Origin of the sequence: Pseudoalteromonas sp. NSLLW24 (assembly GCF_015864725.1) — a bacterium.
In the GTDB taxonomy this organism is placed as follows: Bacteria; Pseudomonadota; Gammaproteobacteria; order Enterobacterales; family Alteromonadaceae; genus Pseudoalteromonas; species Pseudoalteromonas arctica.
The window spans coordinates 101,171-119,628 of sequence record NZ_JADYWQ010000009.1 but is presented as its reverse complement, the minus strand read 5'-3'; the positions used below and the strand labels follow the sequence as shown (position 1 = coordinate 119,628).

At 39.5% G+C, this 18,458-nt stretch carries 12 protein-coding genes; 4 read left to right on the top strand and 8 right to left on the bottom strand.

Features of this window, described 5'->3' with window-relative positions; translation table 11 throughout:
* The first annotated feature begins 433 nt into the window (after positions 1-433).
* Positions 434-886: a hypothetical protein gene (locus tag I6E72_RS11430; RefSeq protein WP_197112351.1), complete on the top strand. Its 453-nt coding sequence runs from the start codon at positions 434-436 to the stop codon at positions 884-886.
* The gene (locus tag I6E72_RS11425; protein ID WP_197112349.1) at positions 883-3,462 is read left to right on the top strand and encodes a P-loop ATPase, Sll1717 family; all 2,580 of its coding nucleotides are present in this window, start codon (positions 883-885) and stop codon (positions 3,460-3,462) included. The genes I6E72_RS11430 and I6E72_RS11425 overlap by 4 nt, the downstream gene beginning before the upstream one ends.
* Positions 3,463-4,463: 1,001 nt before the next feature.
* On the opposite strand, the gene I6E72_RS11420 is transcribed toward I6E72_RS11425, so the two are convergent.
* From I6E72_RS11420 to I6E72_RS11400, 5 genes are all read right to left on the bottom strand, one after another.
* Positions 4,464-4,748 (bottom strand): addiction module antidote protein, encoded by a 285-nt coding sequence (locus I6E72_RS11420; protein WP_007579952.1) that lies wholly within the window; start codon positions 4,746-4,748, stop codon positions 4,464-4,466.
* 334 nt (positions 4,749-5,082) lie between these two features.
* Positions 5,083-7,974 (bottom strand): aminomethyl-transferring glycine dehydrogenase, encoded by a 2,892-nt coding sequence (gene gcvP, locus I6E72_RS11415; RefSeq protein WP_197112347.1) that lies wholly within the window; start codon positions 7,972-7,974, stop codon positions 5,083-5,085.
* Between the two features lie 161 nt (positions 7,975-8,135).
* Positions 8,136-8,525, bottom strand: a complete 390-nt coding sequence (gene gcvH / locus I6E72_RS11410; protein ID WP_024590231.1) for a glycine cleavage system protein GcvH — start codon at positions 8,523-8,525, stop codon at positions 8,136-8,138.
* A 73-nt stretch (positions 8,526-8,598) separates the two neighbouring features.
* Positions 8,599-9,681, bottom strand: coding sequence for a glycine cleavage system aminomethyltransferase GcvT (gcvT, locus tag I6E72_RS11405; protein ID WP_197112346.1), 1,083 nt, complete (start codon positions 9,679-9,681; stop codon positions 8,599-8,601).
* Between the two features lie 114 nt (positions 9,682-9,795).
* Positions 9,796-10,395: a hypothetical protein gene (locus I6E72_RS11400; protein ID WP_197112345.1), complete on the bottom strand. Its 600-nt coding sequence runs from the start codon at positions 10,393-10,395 to the stop codon at positions 9,796-9,798.
* 126 nt (positions 10,396-10,521) lie between these two features.
* On the opposite strand from I6E72_RS11400, the gene I6E72_RS11395 reads away from it, so the two are divergent.
* Together I6E72_RS11395 and I6E72_RS11390 are read left to right on the top strand one after the other, a co-directional pair.
* Positions 10,522-11,373 (top strand): LysR family transcriptional regulator, encoded by an 852-nt coding sequence (locus I6E72_RS11395; protein ID WP_197112344.1) that lies wholly within the window; start codon positions 10,522-10,524, stop codon positions 11,371-11,373.
* A gap of 188 nt (positions 11,374-11,561) precedes the next feature.
* Positions 11,562-13,727 carry a TonB-dependent receptor family protein gene (locus I6E72_RS11390; protein ID WP_197112343.1) on the top strand — a complete coding sequence of 722 codons (2,166 nt, stop codon included), beginning with the start codon at positions 11,562-11,564 and terminating at the stop codon, positions 13,725-13,727.
* Between the two features lie 530 nt (positions 13,728-14,257).
* Here the strand turns inward: I6E72_RS11390 and rlmB are convergent.
* From rlmB to I6E72_RS11375, 3 genes are all read right to left on the bottom strand, one after another.
* Positions 14,258-15,001, bottom strand: coding sequence for a 23S rRNA (guanosine(2251)-2'-O)-methyltransferase RlmB (rlmB, locus tag I6E72_RS11385; protein ID WP_197112342.1), 744 nt, complete (start codon positions 14,999-15,001; stop codon positions 14,258-14,260).
* Positions 14,998-17,493, bottom strand: coding sequence for a ribonuclease R (gene rnr, locus I6E72_RS11380; RefSeq protein WP_197112341.1), 2,496 nt, complete (start codon positions 17,491-17,493; stop codon positions 14,998-15,000). The genes rlmB and rnr overlap by 4 nt, the downstream gene beginning before the upstream one ends.
* Positions 17,494-17,692: 199 nt before the next feature.
* Positions 17,693-18,427, bottom strand: a complete 735-nt coding sequence (locus I6E72_RS11375) for an enoyl-CoA hydratase/isomerase family protein (protein ID WP_197112340.1) — start codon at positions 18,425-18,427, stop codon at positions 17,693-17,695.
* Between the last annotated feature and the right edge of the window lie 31 nt (positions 18,428-18,458).

Below are 18,458 nucleotides of genomic sequence, written 5' to 3'. Positions count from 1 at the left end.
TGTTTGGGTCGATATTGGCACTAAACGATGACTGTGGGGCAAGCCAAGGGACTAATTTATATGGAGTTCTTTGTTCAAGCCACGGTACATATTCACACCAATCGACGTCATTACTCGTTGTATAAGGTACAGTGCGTAGTCAAATTTACATTGAGTTTAAATAATAAAAACACTTGGTTTTTTGAATAAAAAGATCAAGAAAACACAGCTGCCTGCTTGACCGGAATTTTCTAATGGGTGACTCCTTTAACTTTTTACTTCAGAATTTGACCTCATTGGTTTCCGAATTATAAATTTAGCCACTTAAATTATGAAATCTAGATTTACTCCTCTTTACTTTTTCACTTAACAATTTACTAATTTTCTTTTTGTTTTTCAAATGTATATACTATATGGTAATAGCTTATTGTCTATAATATGGTTCGTATATTAAATGGATGTAGATAAAAAGAAGTTTTATGATGTTGCAATGAGAATGCAAGCTAACTCTTCAATATTATTTTCTAATGATTGCAATAACAGTAATCACGGAAGTGTATATTTAGCTGGGTATGTTTTAGAAGCTTATATTAAAGTGCTATTACTCAATTATGGTGAAACTCGTTTTTATGGCCATGTTGGTGAAACTAAATTTTTAAACAAATTTAAGCGAATTACATCTGTTCATCCTGAAATTGCAGATATATTACATGAAAGCAATCCTCTTTACCCAGAAGCCCTACTTGTAGGTCAAGATGGTGCTGATGACAAGTCAAGTTGGGATGTTAATCATAGATATAGTGTCAATATATGGGGTGATATGGATTTCTGTCAGAGGGTTCAGAAAGAGATACTCCAGTTAAAAACAGCTTTAATAGAACTTAGAATTCAAGGGGTATTATCATGAAATTATTAAATATTATAAAAAAGATACAAGAGTGCATTCAAAAGTATCCCGATATCAACTATAGGATTATAAACAATACAATTGGTAAAAATGTAATATTACTAAGCCTAAATGATAAGAACCTAATTAATGAATTGAAAAAGTCTTTTAGTAAGCACATTCAAGAAATTATTATTGAAACAGACGAAGATGAGTTTTTAATTAATGAAATTAAGTCTATTTGTAACGAAAACCAAATAGTCCATAGAAATGTTAGTTATATTAAATGGCACAGAAAAGCCACAGTTAAAAGCTTTGATAATGTAATTGCAGGATATTCATTTAAAGGAGGAATGGGGAGAAGCTCGACTATTGCTTATTTGTCATATTATTACTATTTGATAGGAAAAAAAGTAGCCGTATTAGATTGTGACTTTGAAGCTCCTGGTATTGCGAGTATGTTTTTCGAACGCTCTGAGCGAAACGGAAAGTCAGGGATTTTAGATTACTTAGTTGATTTGAACATGGAAGATGAACCCAAACTAAATGATTATTTTATCCAAAGCGAAGTTAGTAACAGTTCTGGCAATCTGTACATTTTTCCATCAGGTATAAATAGTGATACTACAAGTTACATTGATAAAATCTCAAAGATTGATTTTAATTCTACTAACTATAGTAATAGCTTTATAAAATTACTGAAGCATATTAACAGCACTCTAAAACCAGACGTTATTTTTATAGATTTACGTGCAGGCATCAATGAATCAAATGGATTAGTATTGAATGATATATCTGGTACCAATCTGCTGTTTTTTAACAGCGAAGAGCAAAATGAAGATGGCTTAAACGTAGTACTAAATTCTATTGGTAATTATGAAAATAATTTTATTATGAATAGTACTATACGATTTTCTAGCTCAGATGTTAGAAGTATTAAAGAAAAAGCACTCTCAAATTATTTAAGTGATAATTTTAAGGCCTTTTCAAAAGATCATATAATTCCGATTCCTTTCCACCCTATTTTGTTAGAAAGTAACATAGATGACTTTAAAAACTTTGTTTCCACTCAATTCGAAATATCTAAAGCAAAGAAGGATACTTACCTTTCCAGTTTGATTAATGTCATTGGAGATAGATTAAATTTAAAAAACAATGGATTATCTTTAATTAAAAAAAATGATGAAGTCATAGATGAAGTAAATTTAGATCCTATTTTTAAAAAGCTCGAAAATGTATTCTCCCGTCTTACTGGAACTGAACAGTTTAAAAATGATGATGATAGTAAGTTTTTCTATTTGAAAGAAGATTTATCTAAAATTGTAAATGAGCAAATATTTTTAATTTTAGGTGCTAAAGGTAGTGGGAAATCAACCCTTTTTGAAATGTTTACTAAACCTCATCAAGCTATTTTAAAAAAACTAAACACTAAAAATAATTCATACATAGCAGGATTTTCAAAACCTATCCTAAATGACCTTACCCAAGATCATTTGTCGTTAATTTTACAAAAATCAGTAAACAAAATACTTGATATCAAACGCTTTTGGAAATGTTTAACATTATTCCAACTAGAAAATCAATTACAGACAACAAGTAAATACTTTAATGATATTAACAACATAGTCGAAAGTTTCAATACTCCAGAGACAGGTATATCTGTTGATGAAAGATTAAAGTCAATAAATATAGAACTATATCAATCAGACAAATCAATTACATTAGTATACGATGAGCTTGATATTGGTTTTTCAGATACCGAATATCGACAAATATTTATTACAGCTTTAGTTTCATACTGGCAGGATAATATTTATAAATTTAGTCAAATAAGATCAAAAATATTACTACGAAATGATATATTTTCAACATTATCAATTGAAAATAAAACACACTTAGATTTAAATAAATATGAGTTGCAGTGGAGTGAAAAAGAGATTTTATCTTTGATACTTAATACGTTTATTTCTGCTTTATCATGGGATGAGTTAGAAGCTATTAATCTATCCGGTATCGTTAAAACTAAAAACCCAGTCAAAAATGAAGTCCTTGATGATATTGATGAAATTAGAGCTGCGATGTATCTAATATTTGATCGGAAATTAGCTGGAAATAGACCATCTATGGATAAATGGATAATGACCCGCCTTGCTGATGCTCAAGGATTAATTACTCCAAGAGTAATATATAAATTTATGTCTGAAAGTATAAAACATGAAAGAGCTTTGAGTCACCGTACAAATAAAAAACATCTGCTTACATCTTTCTCTAAAAATAATACCAGCATACTTAAAAAGGTATCAGAACATAAGCTTGTCGAATATAGGGCAGAGTACCCAGAATGCGTAGATTTATTTGTAAATATACAAAAAATAGGCCAAAGAACATTCAGTTTTGAAGAGTTTAAAAAATCTTACCAAACACCTAATAAAGCATCAACAGAAACAGTCCTAAAAGGTTTAAACATGTTGATTAATAGTGGTTTTATTTTAATTAGTGATGAAAGGTTAAAGAAATATCAAGTTGCATACGTATACTTATATGCTTTAGGTTTAAAAATTAATCGAAGTAATACAGGTAAAAAACGTAAAAAATAATTCACTTTATGTCTACTTAGAAGTACGTTAAAACGGACTTACTTCTTACCAAGGTCAAACACCAATTACACGTTTAACACCCTCCCCCGTCATCACGCTCTGAAAATAAGCAATTGATGAGTAATGTCGCGCATGGATGCGCAATAAGGTGAAACTAGGCCATGGATGGCCTATCTTCGCCGTTTACGTTCGCACCAATTGTGGTTTGAAGGAAATAGCGTGATGCTCGGGTGGCGCTGAGAGTGTCCAGAGAGGGAGCAGCGGCAGCCCCTCTTTGGCTGCCGTCGCCAGCGCGACAAAACCTTGAATAAGGTTTCTAATTTCTAGAAGTGCCCAACGTATTCGCGTTATCGGTGATGATAACAAACACCTATTTAAATACTTATTCGGGCTATCGCCCGCGCGTCAGCAAGCTAAACGCCTACAACTAATAACATATACTCTTGCCTTTTGAGCGAGTGAGTATATTTGTGAATTGTTGGGTTTCGTTTCGCTCTACCCAGCCTAGAGGAAATACAGAGGGTCAAGTCTTGTTTCTTTCCAAAACCAAACACTAATCTCACGTTTAACACCCTCCCCCGTCATCACGCCCTGAAAATAAGCAATTGATGAGTAATGTCGCGCATGGATGCGCGATAAGGCGGAACTAGGCCATGGATGGCCTATCTTCGCCGTTTACGTTCACATCAATTGTGCATTGAAGGAAATAGCGTGATGCTCGGGTGCGCCGAGGGGTTCCAAGGGGCGGTCGGCGGTAGCCGCCCCTTGGTTGCCGCCAGCAATCTGGCAAAAAACCTTGAATAAGGTTTCTAATATTTAAAAAGCGCGAAAGGCATTCACATTATCGGTGACGATAACCTCAGACACCTATTCAAATACTTATTCGGGCTGCCGCCCGCGCGTCAGCAAGCTAAACGCCTACAATAAATAACACATACTCTCGGCTTTTAAGCGAGTAAGTATATTTGCGATTTGTTGGGTTTCGTTTCACTCTACCCAGCTTACGCTACTTGTGTTGTAAGGCGAAAGTTAAGTGCTTTCATCACTTTAAAAATAGTTTCCCAACGTGGCTTGGTTTTACCGTTAACTGCTTTATATAAGCTTTCACGGTTTAACCCAGTTGCTTTAGCAATATCACTCACGCCATGTTTTTTTACTAATAAGCCAAGTGCTTCAATAAAGGTATTTGGATCATCATCAGCTAAACACTCTTCTAAAAATGTATTAATTTCTTGCTGTGTTTCCATATAGTCAAACGGGTTAAAATCTGATGTTTGTAGCGCCATAATAATTACTCTAATTTATTCAACTTGCTGAACAAATGTAGCCTAAAAGCTACAAGCATACAATGTTATTTATAACTTTAAGGCTGCCGCCCGCGCGTCAGCAAGCTAAACGCCTACAATAAATAACACATACTCTTAGTTTTTGAGCGAGAAAGTATATTTGTGATTCGTTGCGTTTCGTTTCACTCTTTCCAACCTACGCCCATATTATTTATGGCGAATCACCACATACAAAAAAGCCGTTGCATTGCTGCAACGGCTTTTTTAATTTTGATAAATCCCAAACTATAATGGAGCTTACTATCCATTAAAGTTCAAAAATTAGTCTGTGCTCTTAGTCGCGATAAGTCTCAACCGGTGGGCATGAACATACTAAGTTACGGTCGCCGTATACGTCATCAATACGTGTAACGGTTGGCCAAAACTTGTTTTTAGCTACTGCAGGCACTGGGAATGCAGCGTAAAAACGGTCGTATGCGCGGTCCCATTCGTTACCTAACACGTCGCCTTGTGTATGCGGTGCAAATACTAGCGGGTTGTTTTCGATTGACCATTCGCCAGAGATTACTTTTTCAATTTCGCCTTTAATTGACACCATTGCTTCGATAAAGCGGTCAATCTCACCTTTTGATTCAGACTCTGTTGGCTCAATCATTAGTGTGCCAGCTACTGGGAACGACATAGTTGGTGAATGGAAGCCATAATCTTGCAAGCGCTTAGCTACGTCCATTTCAGTAATGCCTGATAGCTCTTTAAGCGGGCGTAAGTCAACAATACATTCGTGAGCAACACGGTTGTTACGACCACGGTATAAAATTGGAAAGTGCTTGCTTAGCTCATGCGTTAAGTAGTTAGCATTAACAATTGCCATTTCAGTGGCTTGCTTTAAGCCCTCGCTGCCCATCATGGTGATGTAAGCCCATGAAATAGGTAAAATAGCGGCTGAGCCGTAAGGCGCTGCCGATACCGCACCGTTACCGATGTTAGTACCTGGTACGTTAATTACGCTGTGGTTTGGCATAAATGGCGCTAGGTGCGATTTAACACCAATTGGGCCAACACCTGGACCACCGCCACCGTGTGGAATACAAAACGTTTTATGCAAGTTTAAGTGCGATACGTCTGAGCCAATAAAGCCTGGGCTTGTTACGCCAACTTGCGCGTTCATGTTTGCGCCGTCCATGTAAACTTGGCCGCCGTGCTCATGAATAATGTCACAAATTTCGCGAATTGTTTCTTCGTATACGCCATGCGTAGATGGGTATGTGATCATGATACACGATAAGTTTTCAGACACTTCCTCAGCTTTCGCTTTAAGGTCAACCATGTCTACGTTACCGTTTTTGTCGCAGTTAACTACCACAATTTTCATGCTCGCCATTTGCGCTGATGCAGGGTTGGTACCGTGCGCAGAGCTTGGGATTAAACATACATTACGGTGTGCGTCGCCGCGTGACTCGTGATATTTACGAATCGCGATTAAGCCTGCGTATTCACCTTGCGCGCCAGAGTTTGGCTGTAGTGATACTGCATCGTAACCGGTAATGTTTACTAGCCAGTCGTGTAGCTCGCCAATCATTATTTGGTAACCTTCTGCTTGATCTAGCGGGCAGAATGGGTGAAGGTTTGCAAACTCAGGCCACGTAATTGGGATCATCTCAGCAGTCGCGTTTAGTTTCATGGTACATGAGCCTAACGAGATCATTGAGTGATTAAGCGATAAGTCTTTACTTTCTAGTCGCTTAATGTAGCGAAGCATGTCTGTTTCGCTGTGGTAGCTGTTAAAGTTTGGATGCGTTAGTACTTCGTCGTCACGTACTAAACTTGCAGGAATTGACTCGCTGCCATTTGCTTCAACGTCGGCTGCAATAGCGTCAACACTTAGGCCATGACCTTCGCCTAAAATAATATCAAATAACTCAGTAATATCGGCACGTGTTGTTGTCTCTGATACCGAGATTGAGTACTCGCCTTCGTGGTTTGTTGCAAAGTTTACGCCTTTTGCAATTGCACGTGCTATTACGTCGTCTTTGCTATCGCTTACTACTGTTAGCGTATCAAACCAAGTGCTGTGCTTAAGTGCAATGCCTTTAGCTTTTAAGCCTGTTGCTAAAATATCAGCAAAGCGATGTATACGCTGCGCGATAGTTTTTAAGCCTTGTGGGCCGTGGTACACCGCGTAAAACGCTGCCATGTTGGCAAGTAATACTTGCGCTGTACAAATGTTTGAGTTGGCTTTATCGCGGCGAATGTGTTGTTCGCGCGTTTGCATTGCCATACGTAGTGCGTCGTTACCTAAACGGTCTTTAGATACACCAATAATACGACCTGGTAATGAACGTTTGTATGCGTCACGTGTTGCAAAAAATGCAGCGTGTGGACCGCCGTAACCCATAGGTACGCCAAAACGTTGAGCCGAACCAAGTACTACGTCTGCGCCTAGTTTACCCGGTGCTTTTAATAGTAATAAACTCATTATGTCGGCAGCAACACAGGCAATGGCCTTTTTGCTTTGTACGCCAGCAATTAGGTCAGTTATATCTACCACTTCGCCTGATGTAGTTGGGTATTGGAACAATGCACCAAAAATGTCGTGGTTTACGGCATCTTCTGCTTTACCTACAATTATTTCAAAACCAAACTGCTCAGCACGCGTTGTTACTACGTCGATTGTTTGTGTGTGTACGTCGTCGGCAATAAAAAAGGCATTGGCTTTTTTAGCTTTTGATACGCGTTTTGCAAGGCCCATAGCCTCTGCAGCCGCTGTTGATTCGTCAAGTAGTGATGCACTTGCTAAATCAAGACCGGTTAAATCTAGGGTCATAGTTTGGAAGTTTAATAATGATTCTAAACGCCCTTGAGCAATCTCTGGCTGATACGGTGTGTACGCTGTATACCAACCTGGATTTTCTAGTACGTTACGTAAAATTACGTGCGGTACGTTAGTTGGGTGGTAGCCTTGGCCAATGTACGATTTGAAAACTTTATTTTTGCTTGCTACTGATTTTAGGTAGCTTAGTGTTTCAACTTCAGTACGACTTTCGCCAACTGTTAATGGCTGCTCTAAGCGAATGCTAGCAGGTACAGTTTGGTCAATGAGCTCTTGCACACTCGATACTTCTAAAGCACTTAGCATATCGCTTACTTGTGCTGGGCTTGGCCCAATATGGCGGCGAATAAAATCTTGCTTTTGCTCTAGTTCTTCAAGAGATTTGGCGTTTGACATGAATCCAGATTCCTATGATCCTAAATGCTAATGGGTAACTAGCATTAATTAAAATATTTGACGATTTAACAGTTCACTCAGTATGGGGTGGTGAGCTGTAAAATCATAAAAGCCCCATTTTTATACATTAAACGGGGCTTTTAGTTATCTACAAAAAATGATTATTCTTCGTCGATAGTGTGCGAGTAACCTTCAGCGTCTAATAAGTTGTCTAGCTCAGACTCGTCAGATGCTTTAATACGGAATAACCAACCGTCGCCGTAAGCGTCGTTGTTTACTGTTTCAGGTGAATCTTCAAGTTCTTCGTTAATAGCAACAATTTCGCCACTAATAGGTGCGTAAATGTCTGATGCTGCTTTAACTGACTCTGCTACTGCACAGTCTTCGCCAGCGTCTACTTCGTCGCCAACTTCTGGTAATTCAACAAATACCATGTCGCCAAGAAGCTCTTGTGCATGCTCAGAAATACCAACAGTAAATGTACCGTCGCCTTCACTGCGAACCCACTCGTGTGAAGGTGCGTATTTTAACTCGCTAGGAATGTTGCTCATTTTATTTGTCCTTTGGTTTATATTGGGAGGATACCAATCGCAATAATTATTGTGCTTGGTATAACCAAATTATTTAAAGTATTGATTTACCGTTACGTACAAAGCTAGGCTTTACTACTTTAACGTTTACTAATTTTTTACGCATTTCTACTTGAGCTGTATCGCCTGTTGAACGTGGTACACGTGCAAGGGCGACACTAAAACCAAGTGTTGGTGAAAAAGTACCAGAGGTAATAATACCTATCCCACCGTCAACAATTACTTTAGAACCGCTACGCAACACGCCTTTTTCTTCAAACACTAAGCCAACTAGTTTGTCAGTGCTTTTTTCTGCGCGTTGCTTAACAAGTACGTCACGACCAATAAAGTCGCGATCTTCTGGTTCCCATGCAATGGTCCATGCCATGTTAGCTGCAAGTGGTGATACGCTTTCGTCCATATCTAGGCCGTAAAGGTTCATACCTGCTTCTAAACGTAGCGTGTCGCGTGCACCTAAACCAGCAGGCTTAACCCCTGCGTCTAGCAGTTGTTGCCATAAATCGGCTGCTTGGTCGTTCGGTACTACTATTTCGTAACCGTCTTCGCCAGTATAACCCGTTGTGGCAATAAATAAATCACCTACTTGAACACCAAAAAACGGTTTCATGCCTTCAACCGCGGCTTGTTGCTCAGCATTTAAAAGAGTGGCTGTTTTTGCTTTAGCGTTAGGGCCTTGTACTGCAATCATTGCAAACTCTGGGCGCTCTGTAACGGTTACGTCAAAGTCGCTCGATACGTTAGCTAAATGCGCTAGGTCTTTTTCGCGCGTTGCTGAGTTAACAACTAGGCGGTAAAAGGTTTCGCTAAAGAAATAAATAATTAAGTCATCTATTACACCGCCTTGCTCGTTAAGCATGCCTGTGTAAAGCGCTTTACCTGGTACGGTTAATTTTGCAACGTCGTTAGCTACTAGCTTACGTAAAAATGCTTGTGCTTGAGGCCCTTCAATATCAACAATAGTCATGTGTGATACGTCAAACATACCTGCGTCGGTACGCACGCTATTGTGTTCTTCTATTTGTGAGCCGTAGTTGATTGGCATTTCCCAGCCATAAAAATCAACCATTTTAGCGCCCGCTTCTAGGTGCTTAGCATGTAGTACAGTTTTAGAAGTCATAACATTCCTTCACGTTTAAATTAACCCTGTTTAGGGCGTGGCTTAAATTAGTTTTTACTTAACCGTAATTAAAAACAGGTAAACATTGTTATGTTCACCTGTTGTTTGTATTCGTTATGCGGCTTCACTATGCATAAGTGCAAAACCTTGCGCTTGCATGTAGCTTTGCCATTTTTGTAATTCTTGTTGTTTAGCTACTAATACAAAGTGTTGTTCGTCGTTTTTATCAATGGCGGTAATAAATACATCACCACTTTGCGCACCGTAGCATAGTTGCGCATTTGATAAGCGCAAACCTGGTGTTAATTTAAAAGCATTTACTAGAGTATCAAACGCGTTGTCGCCACTTAAAATAAAGCTTGCTAGGTCGGTGCGTACTACATAATCAATATCAAAACGTAGCTGTTGCTCGTTTATAAGCGCTTGTAGTTGAAGGCTTGCGCTATGCGGTAATACAAATCTAAAGGCGGTTTCGCTAAAGTAATAAACAGCAAAGCTGTAGTCAGAATTATAGTCGCCATCAAGCGTGCCCTTTAAGCCTAAACCGCTGGCGGTAAGCTTAGTTAAATCAAGGCCTAAAATAGTGCTTAAAAATACACTGGTTTCGGTGCCGCTAAAATCCATTACAACGTGATTGTTGTTAGTTTGCAAAGCGTTAGTAACCGCACTACTTGCGTTGCTGTGGCGGGCAAACATTATTGGGTTAAAAGTCATAACAAACACCTGTGTATTTTCGATTACAAAAGTATATTGCCCACGCCTACCAACAACAAATTGTAATTTTTTATCAATTGATAAATAATACTTATATATATAGCTATATAAATTGTAATTTTAAATATGAAAAACATATCAACAGACGGTTTACGTACTTTTGTAATGGTAGTTGAAATAGGTGGCTTTGCTAAAGCAGGCGATTTACTTGGCCTGTCGCAACCTGCTGTAAGTTTGCAAATAAAGCGCTTAGAAGACGTGCTCGGATATAAACTATTTAAAAAACAAGGACAGCGCCAAGTATTAAACCAGTACGGCGAGCTATTATTGCCTATGGCAAAGCAAATGATGCAACACAACGATGCTATTTTGCAGCAGTTCACATCAGAAAACATCGCAGGTAAAGTGCGCTTGGGTATTCCGAGCGAATTTGCTGCGCGTATTTTACCTTCTATTATTGGCGACTTTGTGGCGCTCTACCCTGAGGTGTCGTTAGAAGTTAAGTCGCGTTTAAGTAAACATTTACTTTCGGCTTCTCGCCAAGATCAGTTCGATTTAGTACTTGCGCTAAATGAGCGACTCAACTCTGATAAGTTCCCTATTTTTATGCAAGACGAGCTGGTGTGGGTGGGCGACCTGTCACTTGCGCAAAACGACGTGGTTACGCTAGTTACCGCACCAGAGGGGTGTATTTATCGTCGTCGTGCAATTGATGCATTAAAAAATGCAGGCATAAAATACCGAATTGTATATAGCAACGCCGATTTAACCGGCCTTATTGCTGCATTAAAAGAAGGCTTAGGTATTACCGTACTTGCTAAAAGCACAGTACCGAGTGAGCTTAACTATCAAGTTCAAACCAAACATTTACCTGCCCTTGGTAATATTGGTATTAGTTTAATTAAAAGTTCGGGTGAATCGGATCATGCAGTAGATAAGCTCGCGGAGTTTATAGCGCTACGTTTAGGTTATAGCTAATCAAAACTTTATAACGAGTAAAGCAATTACAAACTAATACAAAAGAAACAATTTAGTTAACAAAGTTGCATAAGTAGGTGCTTTTAGTTCTATTAAACTGAATAATTAAATACTTAATAACATTGATTCGTATTCGTTAACGTGTTCAAATTACGCCAATTAAGATAATTGACATGATTAGGAACACAATGAACCCTAAGTTTTTAGTATCTACCCTGGCAACTGCGGTTGCTTTGTCTTTTAGTGCTACTGCAATAGCAAAAGACACCAGCAATAAAGAACAACGCTTTGAACAAATTACCGTTATTGGCTCTCAGCAAGCAATCAACGATATTCCTGGTTCGGCTACGTTTATTTCTGATGAAGAACTTCAAAAATTCAAATTTACTGATATTTCTCGCGTTTTAGCGTCTGTTCCGGGCGTTTACGTGCAAGAAGAAGACGGCTACGGTCTTCGTCCTAATATTGGTATGCGCGGCACAGGTACTGGTCGTAACGATAAAATATCAGTAATGGAAGACGGTGTATTAGTTGCACCAGCACCATACTCAGCACCTTCTGCTTACTACTTCCCTACTACGGGTCGTATGGAGTCTATTGAAGTATTAAAAGGCGCGGCATCAGTTAAGTATGGCCCGCGTACTACGGGCGGTGTTTTAAACTTACTTTCGCGCAGCTTACCTACTGAGCCAAATAGCTCAAAGGGTATGGTAGATGCTGCCCTTGGTGGTGATGGATATTACAAAGGTCACGCTTACTTCGGTAAAGAAAAAAACAACACAGCAGGCTTAATTGAAGTATTTACTTACGGCGCAGACGGCTTTAAAGAGCTGCCAGTAGGTAATGACAACACCGGCTTTGAAAAAACAGATTTACTATTAAAGTTTGGCCATACGTTTGGTCAAAACGATGCGCATAATCTTGAGCTAAAAATTAAGTACTCTGACGAAACATCAGACGAAACATACATGGGCTTAACTGACGAAGACTATCAAGAAAGTCCTTATCGTCGTTATGCTGCATCGCAAAACGATGAAATGAATACGCGCCACAACGCATACCAACTTAACTACGCGTACCGTTTTGGTGATGGCTATGAGTTTTTAGCTACGGCTTACTTAAACGATTTTCATCGTAACTGGTATAAAGCCAGCAAAGTAAGCGAAAGCTACCTTGAACAATACAGTGAATTTGAAGCAAACCCGACAAGCGAAGGTATTGAAGGTATTGAAGGTATTGGTATTAAAGCTAATAACCGCGATTACCAAGCTAAAGGTATTCAGTCTGAATTACATATTCCTGCAGGCGATCACTATGTGACTGTTGGCGTACGTTACCACGAAGACGAAATGGATCGTTTTCAATGGGAAGACAAATACACACTTAATCAAGACCTAAGCTTAACGCTTACAGAGCAAGGTGTTCCGGGCTCTGACAGCAACCGTGTAGATAGCGCAGAAGCAAGTACCTTGTTTATTCAAGACGAGTGGACAATTGATGCATTAGTAGTAAGTGCAGGTCTTCGTTATGAAGATATTACTATTACGCGTGAAGAGTGGTCTAAATCAGATCCAACACGCAGCAACGGTTTAACTAAAGATGTGTCGAACGATACTGAAATTTTAGTGCCGTCACTAGGTGCTACTTACACGCTTAACGAAAACGTAACGCTACTTGCGGGCATTCAAAAAGGTTATGCACCAGCAGCACCTGGTAATGCTGACCAAGAAGAAGAAGAAAGTGTAAACATTGAGTTTGGCTCTCGCTTTAATATGGATGGCTTTAGCGGTGAAGTAATTGCGTTTTACTCTGACTACAGCAACATGCACGGTAACTGTACTGCAGCGGTTGGTTGTAGCGACGACAACATTGGCGACCAATACAACTACGGTGAAGTAGAAGTAGCGGGCTTTGAATTTAGTGCAGCACGTACGTTTGCAACTGATACAGCTATGTTCCCAGTTAAATTAACGTATACCTACACAGACTCTGAGTTTAAAAACGATTTTGATTCAGAAATTTGGGGCACGGTAGAAAAAGGCGATGCAATGCCTTACGTACCAGAAAACCAAGTAGCGTTATCGTTAGGTGCTGAGTTTTCTGCGTTTGTAGTTAACAGCCAAATACGTTACGTATCTGATGCGCATGCTAACTTAACGCAGTCGGGCTTAAACGCAATTGATAGCCGCGTAGTATGGGATTTAGCTGCTAAATACTTAATCGATGAAAATCAAAAAGTATACCTAAGCGTTGATAACTTGTTTGATAAAACATACGTTGCTAACCGTTCAAACGGTGGCATTCAACCAGGTAAGCCGCGTACTGTACAGATGGGCTACACTTACTCATTCTAAATTGAAAGCTGGTTAAACGGTTCACTAACAGCGTTAATAATTTTTTATGTAAGAACACTACACATCTAAATTATTGCCTTGTTATTAAACCGTTTACCTGCGCTTTGTATAGGAGAAATGGTTCACTAACAGCGTTAATAATTTTTTATGTAAGAACACTACACATCTAAATTATTGCCTTGTTATTAAACCGTTTACCTGCGCTTTGTATAGGAGAAATGGTTCACTAACAGCGTTAATAATTTTTTATGTAAGAACACTACACATCTAAATTATTGCCTTGTTATTAAACCGTTTACCTGCGCTTTGTATAGGAGAAATGGTTCACTAGCTACGTTAAAAATAACTGATATAAGAACAACTATATTTCGTTATTTTTGCCTTGCTATAGAGCTATTTCCCTATCGCTATAATAGAGCACCAATTCAATACAATTGGTGCAAAGTTAAAGCGCAAATTACAGATACAAAAAAGCCGAGATTGAATTTCAATCTCGGCTTTTTAATACATAAAACTTATCGTTTTATATATTAGTTATTTGCGTTACGTTGGCGTAATACTTCAAACAAACAAATACCCGTGGCTACCGATACGTTTAAGCTTGAAACAGTACCCGCCATTGGGATTTTAACGAGCATATCGCAATGCTCACGCGTTAAGCGTCGCATGCCCTCTCCCTCTGCGCCCATAACAATCGCCATTGGCCCCGTTAAGCTTGCATCAAATACGTGGTTATCAGTATCGCCAGCAGTGCCTACAACCCATACGCCTGCATCTTTAATTTCGCGAAGCGTACGTGCAAGGTTAGTCACTTGAATAAGCGGTACTGTTTCGGCTGCGCCACAAGCTACTTTACGTGCTGTGCCGTTAAGCTTGGCAGAACGATCTTTAGGTACAATTACAGCATGAACACCAGCAGCGTCTGCACTACGTAGACATGCGCCTAAATTATGCGGATCGGTAATACCATCAAGCACAAGTAAAAACGGTGTGTCTTCACGAGCGATTATCGCATCAAGATCTTTTTCGTTAAACGTTGGCGCTGCTTTTACGTTGGCAATAATACCTTGATGCTGCTCACCCTTTGATTTGCTATCAAGGGCTTTACGCTGCATAAACTGTACTGAAATACCAAACTTACGTGCTTCATCAATAATCGGAGTTGAGCGTTTGTCGTCACGACCTTTAAGGGCGTAAATTTCTACAAAGCGCTCTGGTTCGCTTTCTAAAATTGCTTCAACAGAGTGAAAGCCAAAAATTAATTCATTACTCACGTATTATCTGCTCCTGGGCTAGTACTTTTACGGGCATTTTTGCCAGCTCTTTTAGGCTTTTTAACTGCCTTCTTCTTCGGCTTTTTCTTTACGGCAGTGTCTGCTGCTTTTTTATCTGCGGGTTTAGTTGCAGACTTATTTGCAGGCTTGCCTTTATCTTTATTTGCTGGCTTTTTTTTACCTTTTGGTTTGTCATCGCTGTGCGACTTTTTACCCGGTACTTTGCCTGCTTTTAATTGCGAACGCACACTTGCTGGCGCATGCTCAGATTTACCTGAACCTTTTTTTGGCGCACGACGACGTGAGTATCTGTCTTGTGCAACATCGCCTTTAAGCGTTAAGTTGATACGGCGATCGTCTAAACTAACCGACGCAACTTTTACTGTTACTTTATCGCCAAGGCGATAAACTTTGTGAGAGTGCTCACCTATTAGGGTGTGTTTTGCAGCGTCATGTGCAAAAAATTCGTCGCCTAAATTAGTAACATGAATAAGCCCATCAATTTGTAAATCGTCTAAACGAATAAACAAACCAAAGTTAGTGACCGATGAAATAACACCGTCAAACTCGTCACCTACATGATCTTGCATAAACTCACATTTAAGCCAGTCGGCTACTTCGCGAGTTGCATCATCGGCGCGGCGCTCTGTGGTAGAACACTGCTCACCAAGTTGATCAACTTCGTCGTCGGTATAAGCGTATTCGCCAGACGTTTGCTGACCTTGTGCTTTTATAACTGCTTTAATAGCACGATGTACTACTAAATCTGGGTAACGACGTATTGGCGATGTAAAGTGCGCATAAGCCGATAACGCTAAACCAAAGTGACCAATGTTATCTGGCTGATATACAGCTTGTTTCATTGAACGCAGTAGCATAGTTTGAATAAGCTCGGCTTCTGGGCGGTCACCTAGTCGCGCTAATACTTGGGTTATTTCTTTTGGCGTTGGCTCGTCGCTTAATGTACTTTCGATACCTAACTCGCCTAAAAACTTAGTAAAGTTACCTAGTTTTTCGCTGTCTGGTTCGTCATGCACACGATAAAGCGCGCTTGCTTCGTGCTTTTCAAGAATTTTAGCCGCCGATACGTTGGCTAAAATCATACATTCTTCAATCAGTTTGTGCGCGTCGTTACGAATAACAGGCACTATTGATTCTATTTTACGCTGAGCGTTAAATACAAAACGTGTTTCTAGGGTTTCAAACTCAATGGCACCACGGTCTTGGCGTGCAGCTTTAAGTGCCATATACATTTGCTGTAAGTCAGTTAAATGTGGCACTACGGCTGAGTATTCTTCGCGTAGTTTTTCGTCGTTTTGTAAAATGGCATTTACTTTGGTGTAAGTTAAACGTGCATGCGAGTTCATTATCGCTTCGTAAAACTTATAGCCCGAAAGTTTACCCGCGCTCGATACGGTCATTTCGGCAACCATACATAAGCGATCTACTTTTGGATTAAGCGAACATAATCCGTTAGAAAGCACTTTTGGTAGCATCGGAATTACTTGCTCAGGAAAATACACTGAGTTACCACGCAAAATTGCTTCTTTGTTAAGCGGCGTGTTCATTCCTACGTAATGCGATACATCGGCAATGGCAACCCATAAGCGCCAGCCACCCGATTTTTTAGGTTCACAGTATACGGCGTCATCAAAGTCGCGAGCGTCTTCGCCATCAATAGTTACAAGTGGTAAGTCACGTAAATCTACGCGGCCTTGTTTGTCAGCGTCTTCAACAAACTCACCTAGGTGAGCAACTTGTGCTTCAACTTCTTCTGGCCATACATGTGGAATATCGTGATTGCGCAGTGCGACTTCGATTTCCATACCTGGGGCTAAATGCTCACCAAGTACATCAATAATTTTACCTACCGCGTTCATGTTACGGCTTGGATTTTGAGTAATTTTAACCTGCACCATTTGGTTATGGCGGGCACCGTTTTCGTTGCCTGGTAAAATCATTATATCTTGCGTTATGCGCGGGTCTTCAGCTACCACAACGGCAACACCATGCTCTACAAAGTAACGGCCAACAATTGGCGCGCGCTCGTTAGTAAGCACTTTTATAATACGTGCATCGCATTTTGAGCCAGAGCCACGTTTAGTGCCTTTAGCTAGTACAATGTCGCCATGTAACACCATATTCATTTGGTGCTTAGCAATAAACCAATCTTTACTCTCGCCTTCAACTTCTAAAAAGCCAAAACCGTCTCTGTGGCCTATTACTTTGCCTTTGGTTAAACCGGCTTCGTCAATTAGGGCATAGCATTTAAATTTATTAAAATACAGCTGTCCGTCACGCTCCATAGCGCGAAGGCGGCGTTTAAATGCTATTTGGCGTTCGTCATCGTTTACTGCTAGTTCTTCACATAATTGCGCGTAGTTAGCAGGTTTTGAACGCTCTTGAAGGTGAGTAAGTATAAACTCACGACTAGGGACTGGGTTTTCGTACTTTTCTTGTTCTCGACTGAGATTTGGATCTTGGTTTGACATTCACTATCTTGTTAGTTGGTTATGTAGGTATTTTAACCCATATAGTTATAATGAGACAGGTAAAAGCGATTAAACTTTTAAGAAAGCACTTTTACCTTGCTGTTTATCTTGCTGTATAGTTTAAAAATCTAGCGCAATGGGGCTTAACGACCCCTTAACTGCAAAGTGTTTTCATCTAGTAGCAATACTAAGACTTATACTATTTTTTTTGTAGATTTTTCCAGAGCAGTTTGCTTATATTATCAATAAAGCTTGGGTCTTCTTCTTTCATTGTAAGCAAAATTTGCTTATTCATTTGTGATTTATTTTGAGCGTAAATCCAGCGGTTTTTATTAAACTGCTGGGCAAACTCAAGTACACCTGCTTGTAGTTCATCGTTATTTGCAAACACAGCTTCAACCACTTTATTGTCTAGCAACTGCTGTGCACCAACACGCTCTCCTGACATAGCTAAACGATTAAAGAATGTTTGCGAAATAGCTTTATTAATTATAGGAAACATCGACGGTACAAACGGCACCATTACATCCACTTCAGGAAAACAAAAGAAGCCTTTATCTGACTTCATAAATCTAAAATCGCACGCACACGCAAGCACCGAACCATTGCCATAGGTATGCCCGTTTAACGCAGCAATAATAGGCATAGGAAAAGTAACTATGCGCTTAAACAAGTCACTTATTTGAATCATAAAGTCAGAAATTGCAGCAGGTAAAATACTTGGATTAGACATCCATTGAAGGTCGATGCCCAATGACCAGTTTTTGTCACTCGAGGACGTTAGAATAACTGACTTAATATTTTGATCTGCTTCAATGTGGTCAAGGTGTAAATTAAACTCAACCAAAAACGCTGGATTGTGGCGGTTTTCAGCGGTATTCATGGTGAGTATAGCGGTGTTATTTTTAGTTGTTAGTTCTATTAGATTTGCCATTAAACCCTCTTTTAACGCTTTTTAAGCTAAT

What these genes read in the sequence shown, in the direction of transcription:
- I6E72_RS11430 (WP_197112351.1), top strand. Translation starts at nt 434, where the DNA reads ATGGATGTAGATAAAAAGAAGTTTTATGATGTTGCAATGAGAATGCAA.
- I6E72_RS11425 (WP_197112349.1), top strand. Translation starts at nt 883, where the DNA reads ATGAAATTATTAAATATTATAAAAAAGATACAAGAGTGCATTCAAAAG.
- I6E72_RS11420 (WP_007579952.1), bottom strand. Translation starts at nt 4,748, where the DNA reads ATGGCGCTACAAACATCAGATTTTAACCCGTTTGACTATATGGAAACA.
- gcvP (WP_197112347.1), bottom strand. Translation starts at nt 7,974, where the DNA reads ATGTCAAACGCCAAATCTCTTGAAGAACTAGAGCAAAAGCAAGATTTT.
- gcvH (WP_024590231.1), bottom strand. Translation starts at nt 8,525, where the DNA reads ATGAGCAACATTCCTAGCGAGTTAAAATACGCACCTTCACACGAGTGG.
- gcvT (WP_197112346.1), bottom strand. Translation starts at nt 9,681, where the DNA reads ATGACTTCTAAAACTGTACTACATGCTAAGCACCTAGAAGCGGGCGCT.
- I6E72_RS11400 (WP_197112345.1), bottom strand. Translation starts at nt 10,395, where the DNA reads ATGACTTTTAACCCAATAATGTTTGCCCGCCACAGCAACGCAAGTAGT.
- I6E72_RS11395 (WP_197112344.1), top strand. Translation starts at nt 10,522, where the DNA reads ATGAAAAACATATCAACAGACGGTTTACGTACTTTTGTAATGGTAGTT.
- I6E72_RS11390 (WP_197112343.1), top strand. Translation starts at nt 11,562, where the DNA reads ATGAACCCTAAGTTTTTAGTATCTACCCTGGCAACTGCGGTTGCTTTG.
- rnr (WP_197112341.1), bottom strand. Translation starts at nt 17,493, where the DNA reads ATGTCAAACCAAGATCCAAATCTCAGTCGAGAACAAGAAAAGTACGAA.
- I6E72_RS11375 (WP_197112340.1), bottom strand. Translation starts at nt 18,427, where the DNA reads ATGGCAAATCTAATAGAACTAACAACTAAAAATAACACCGCTATACTC.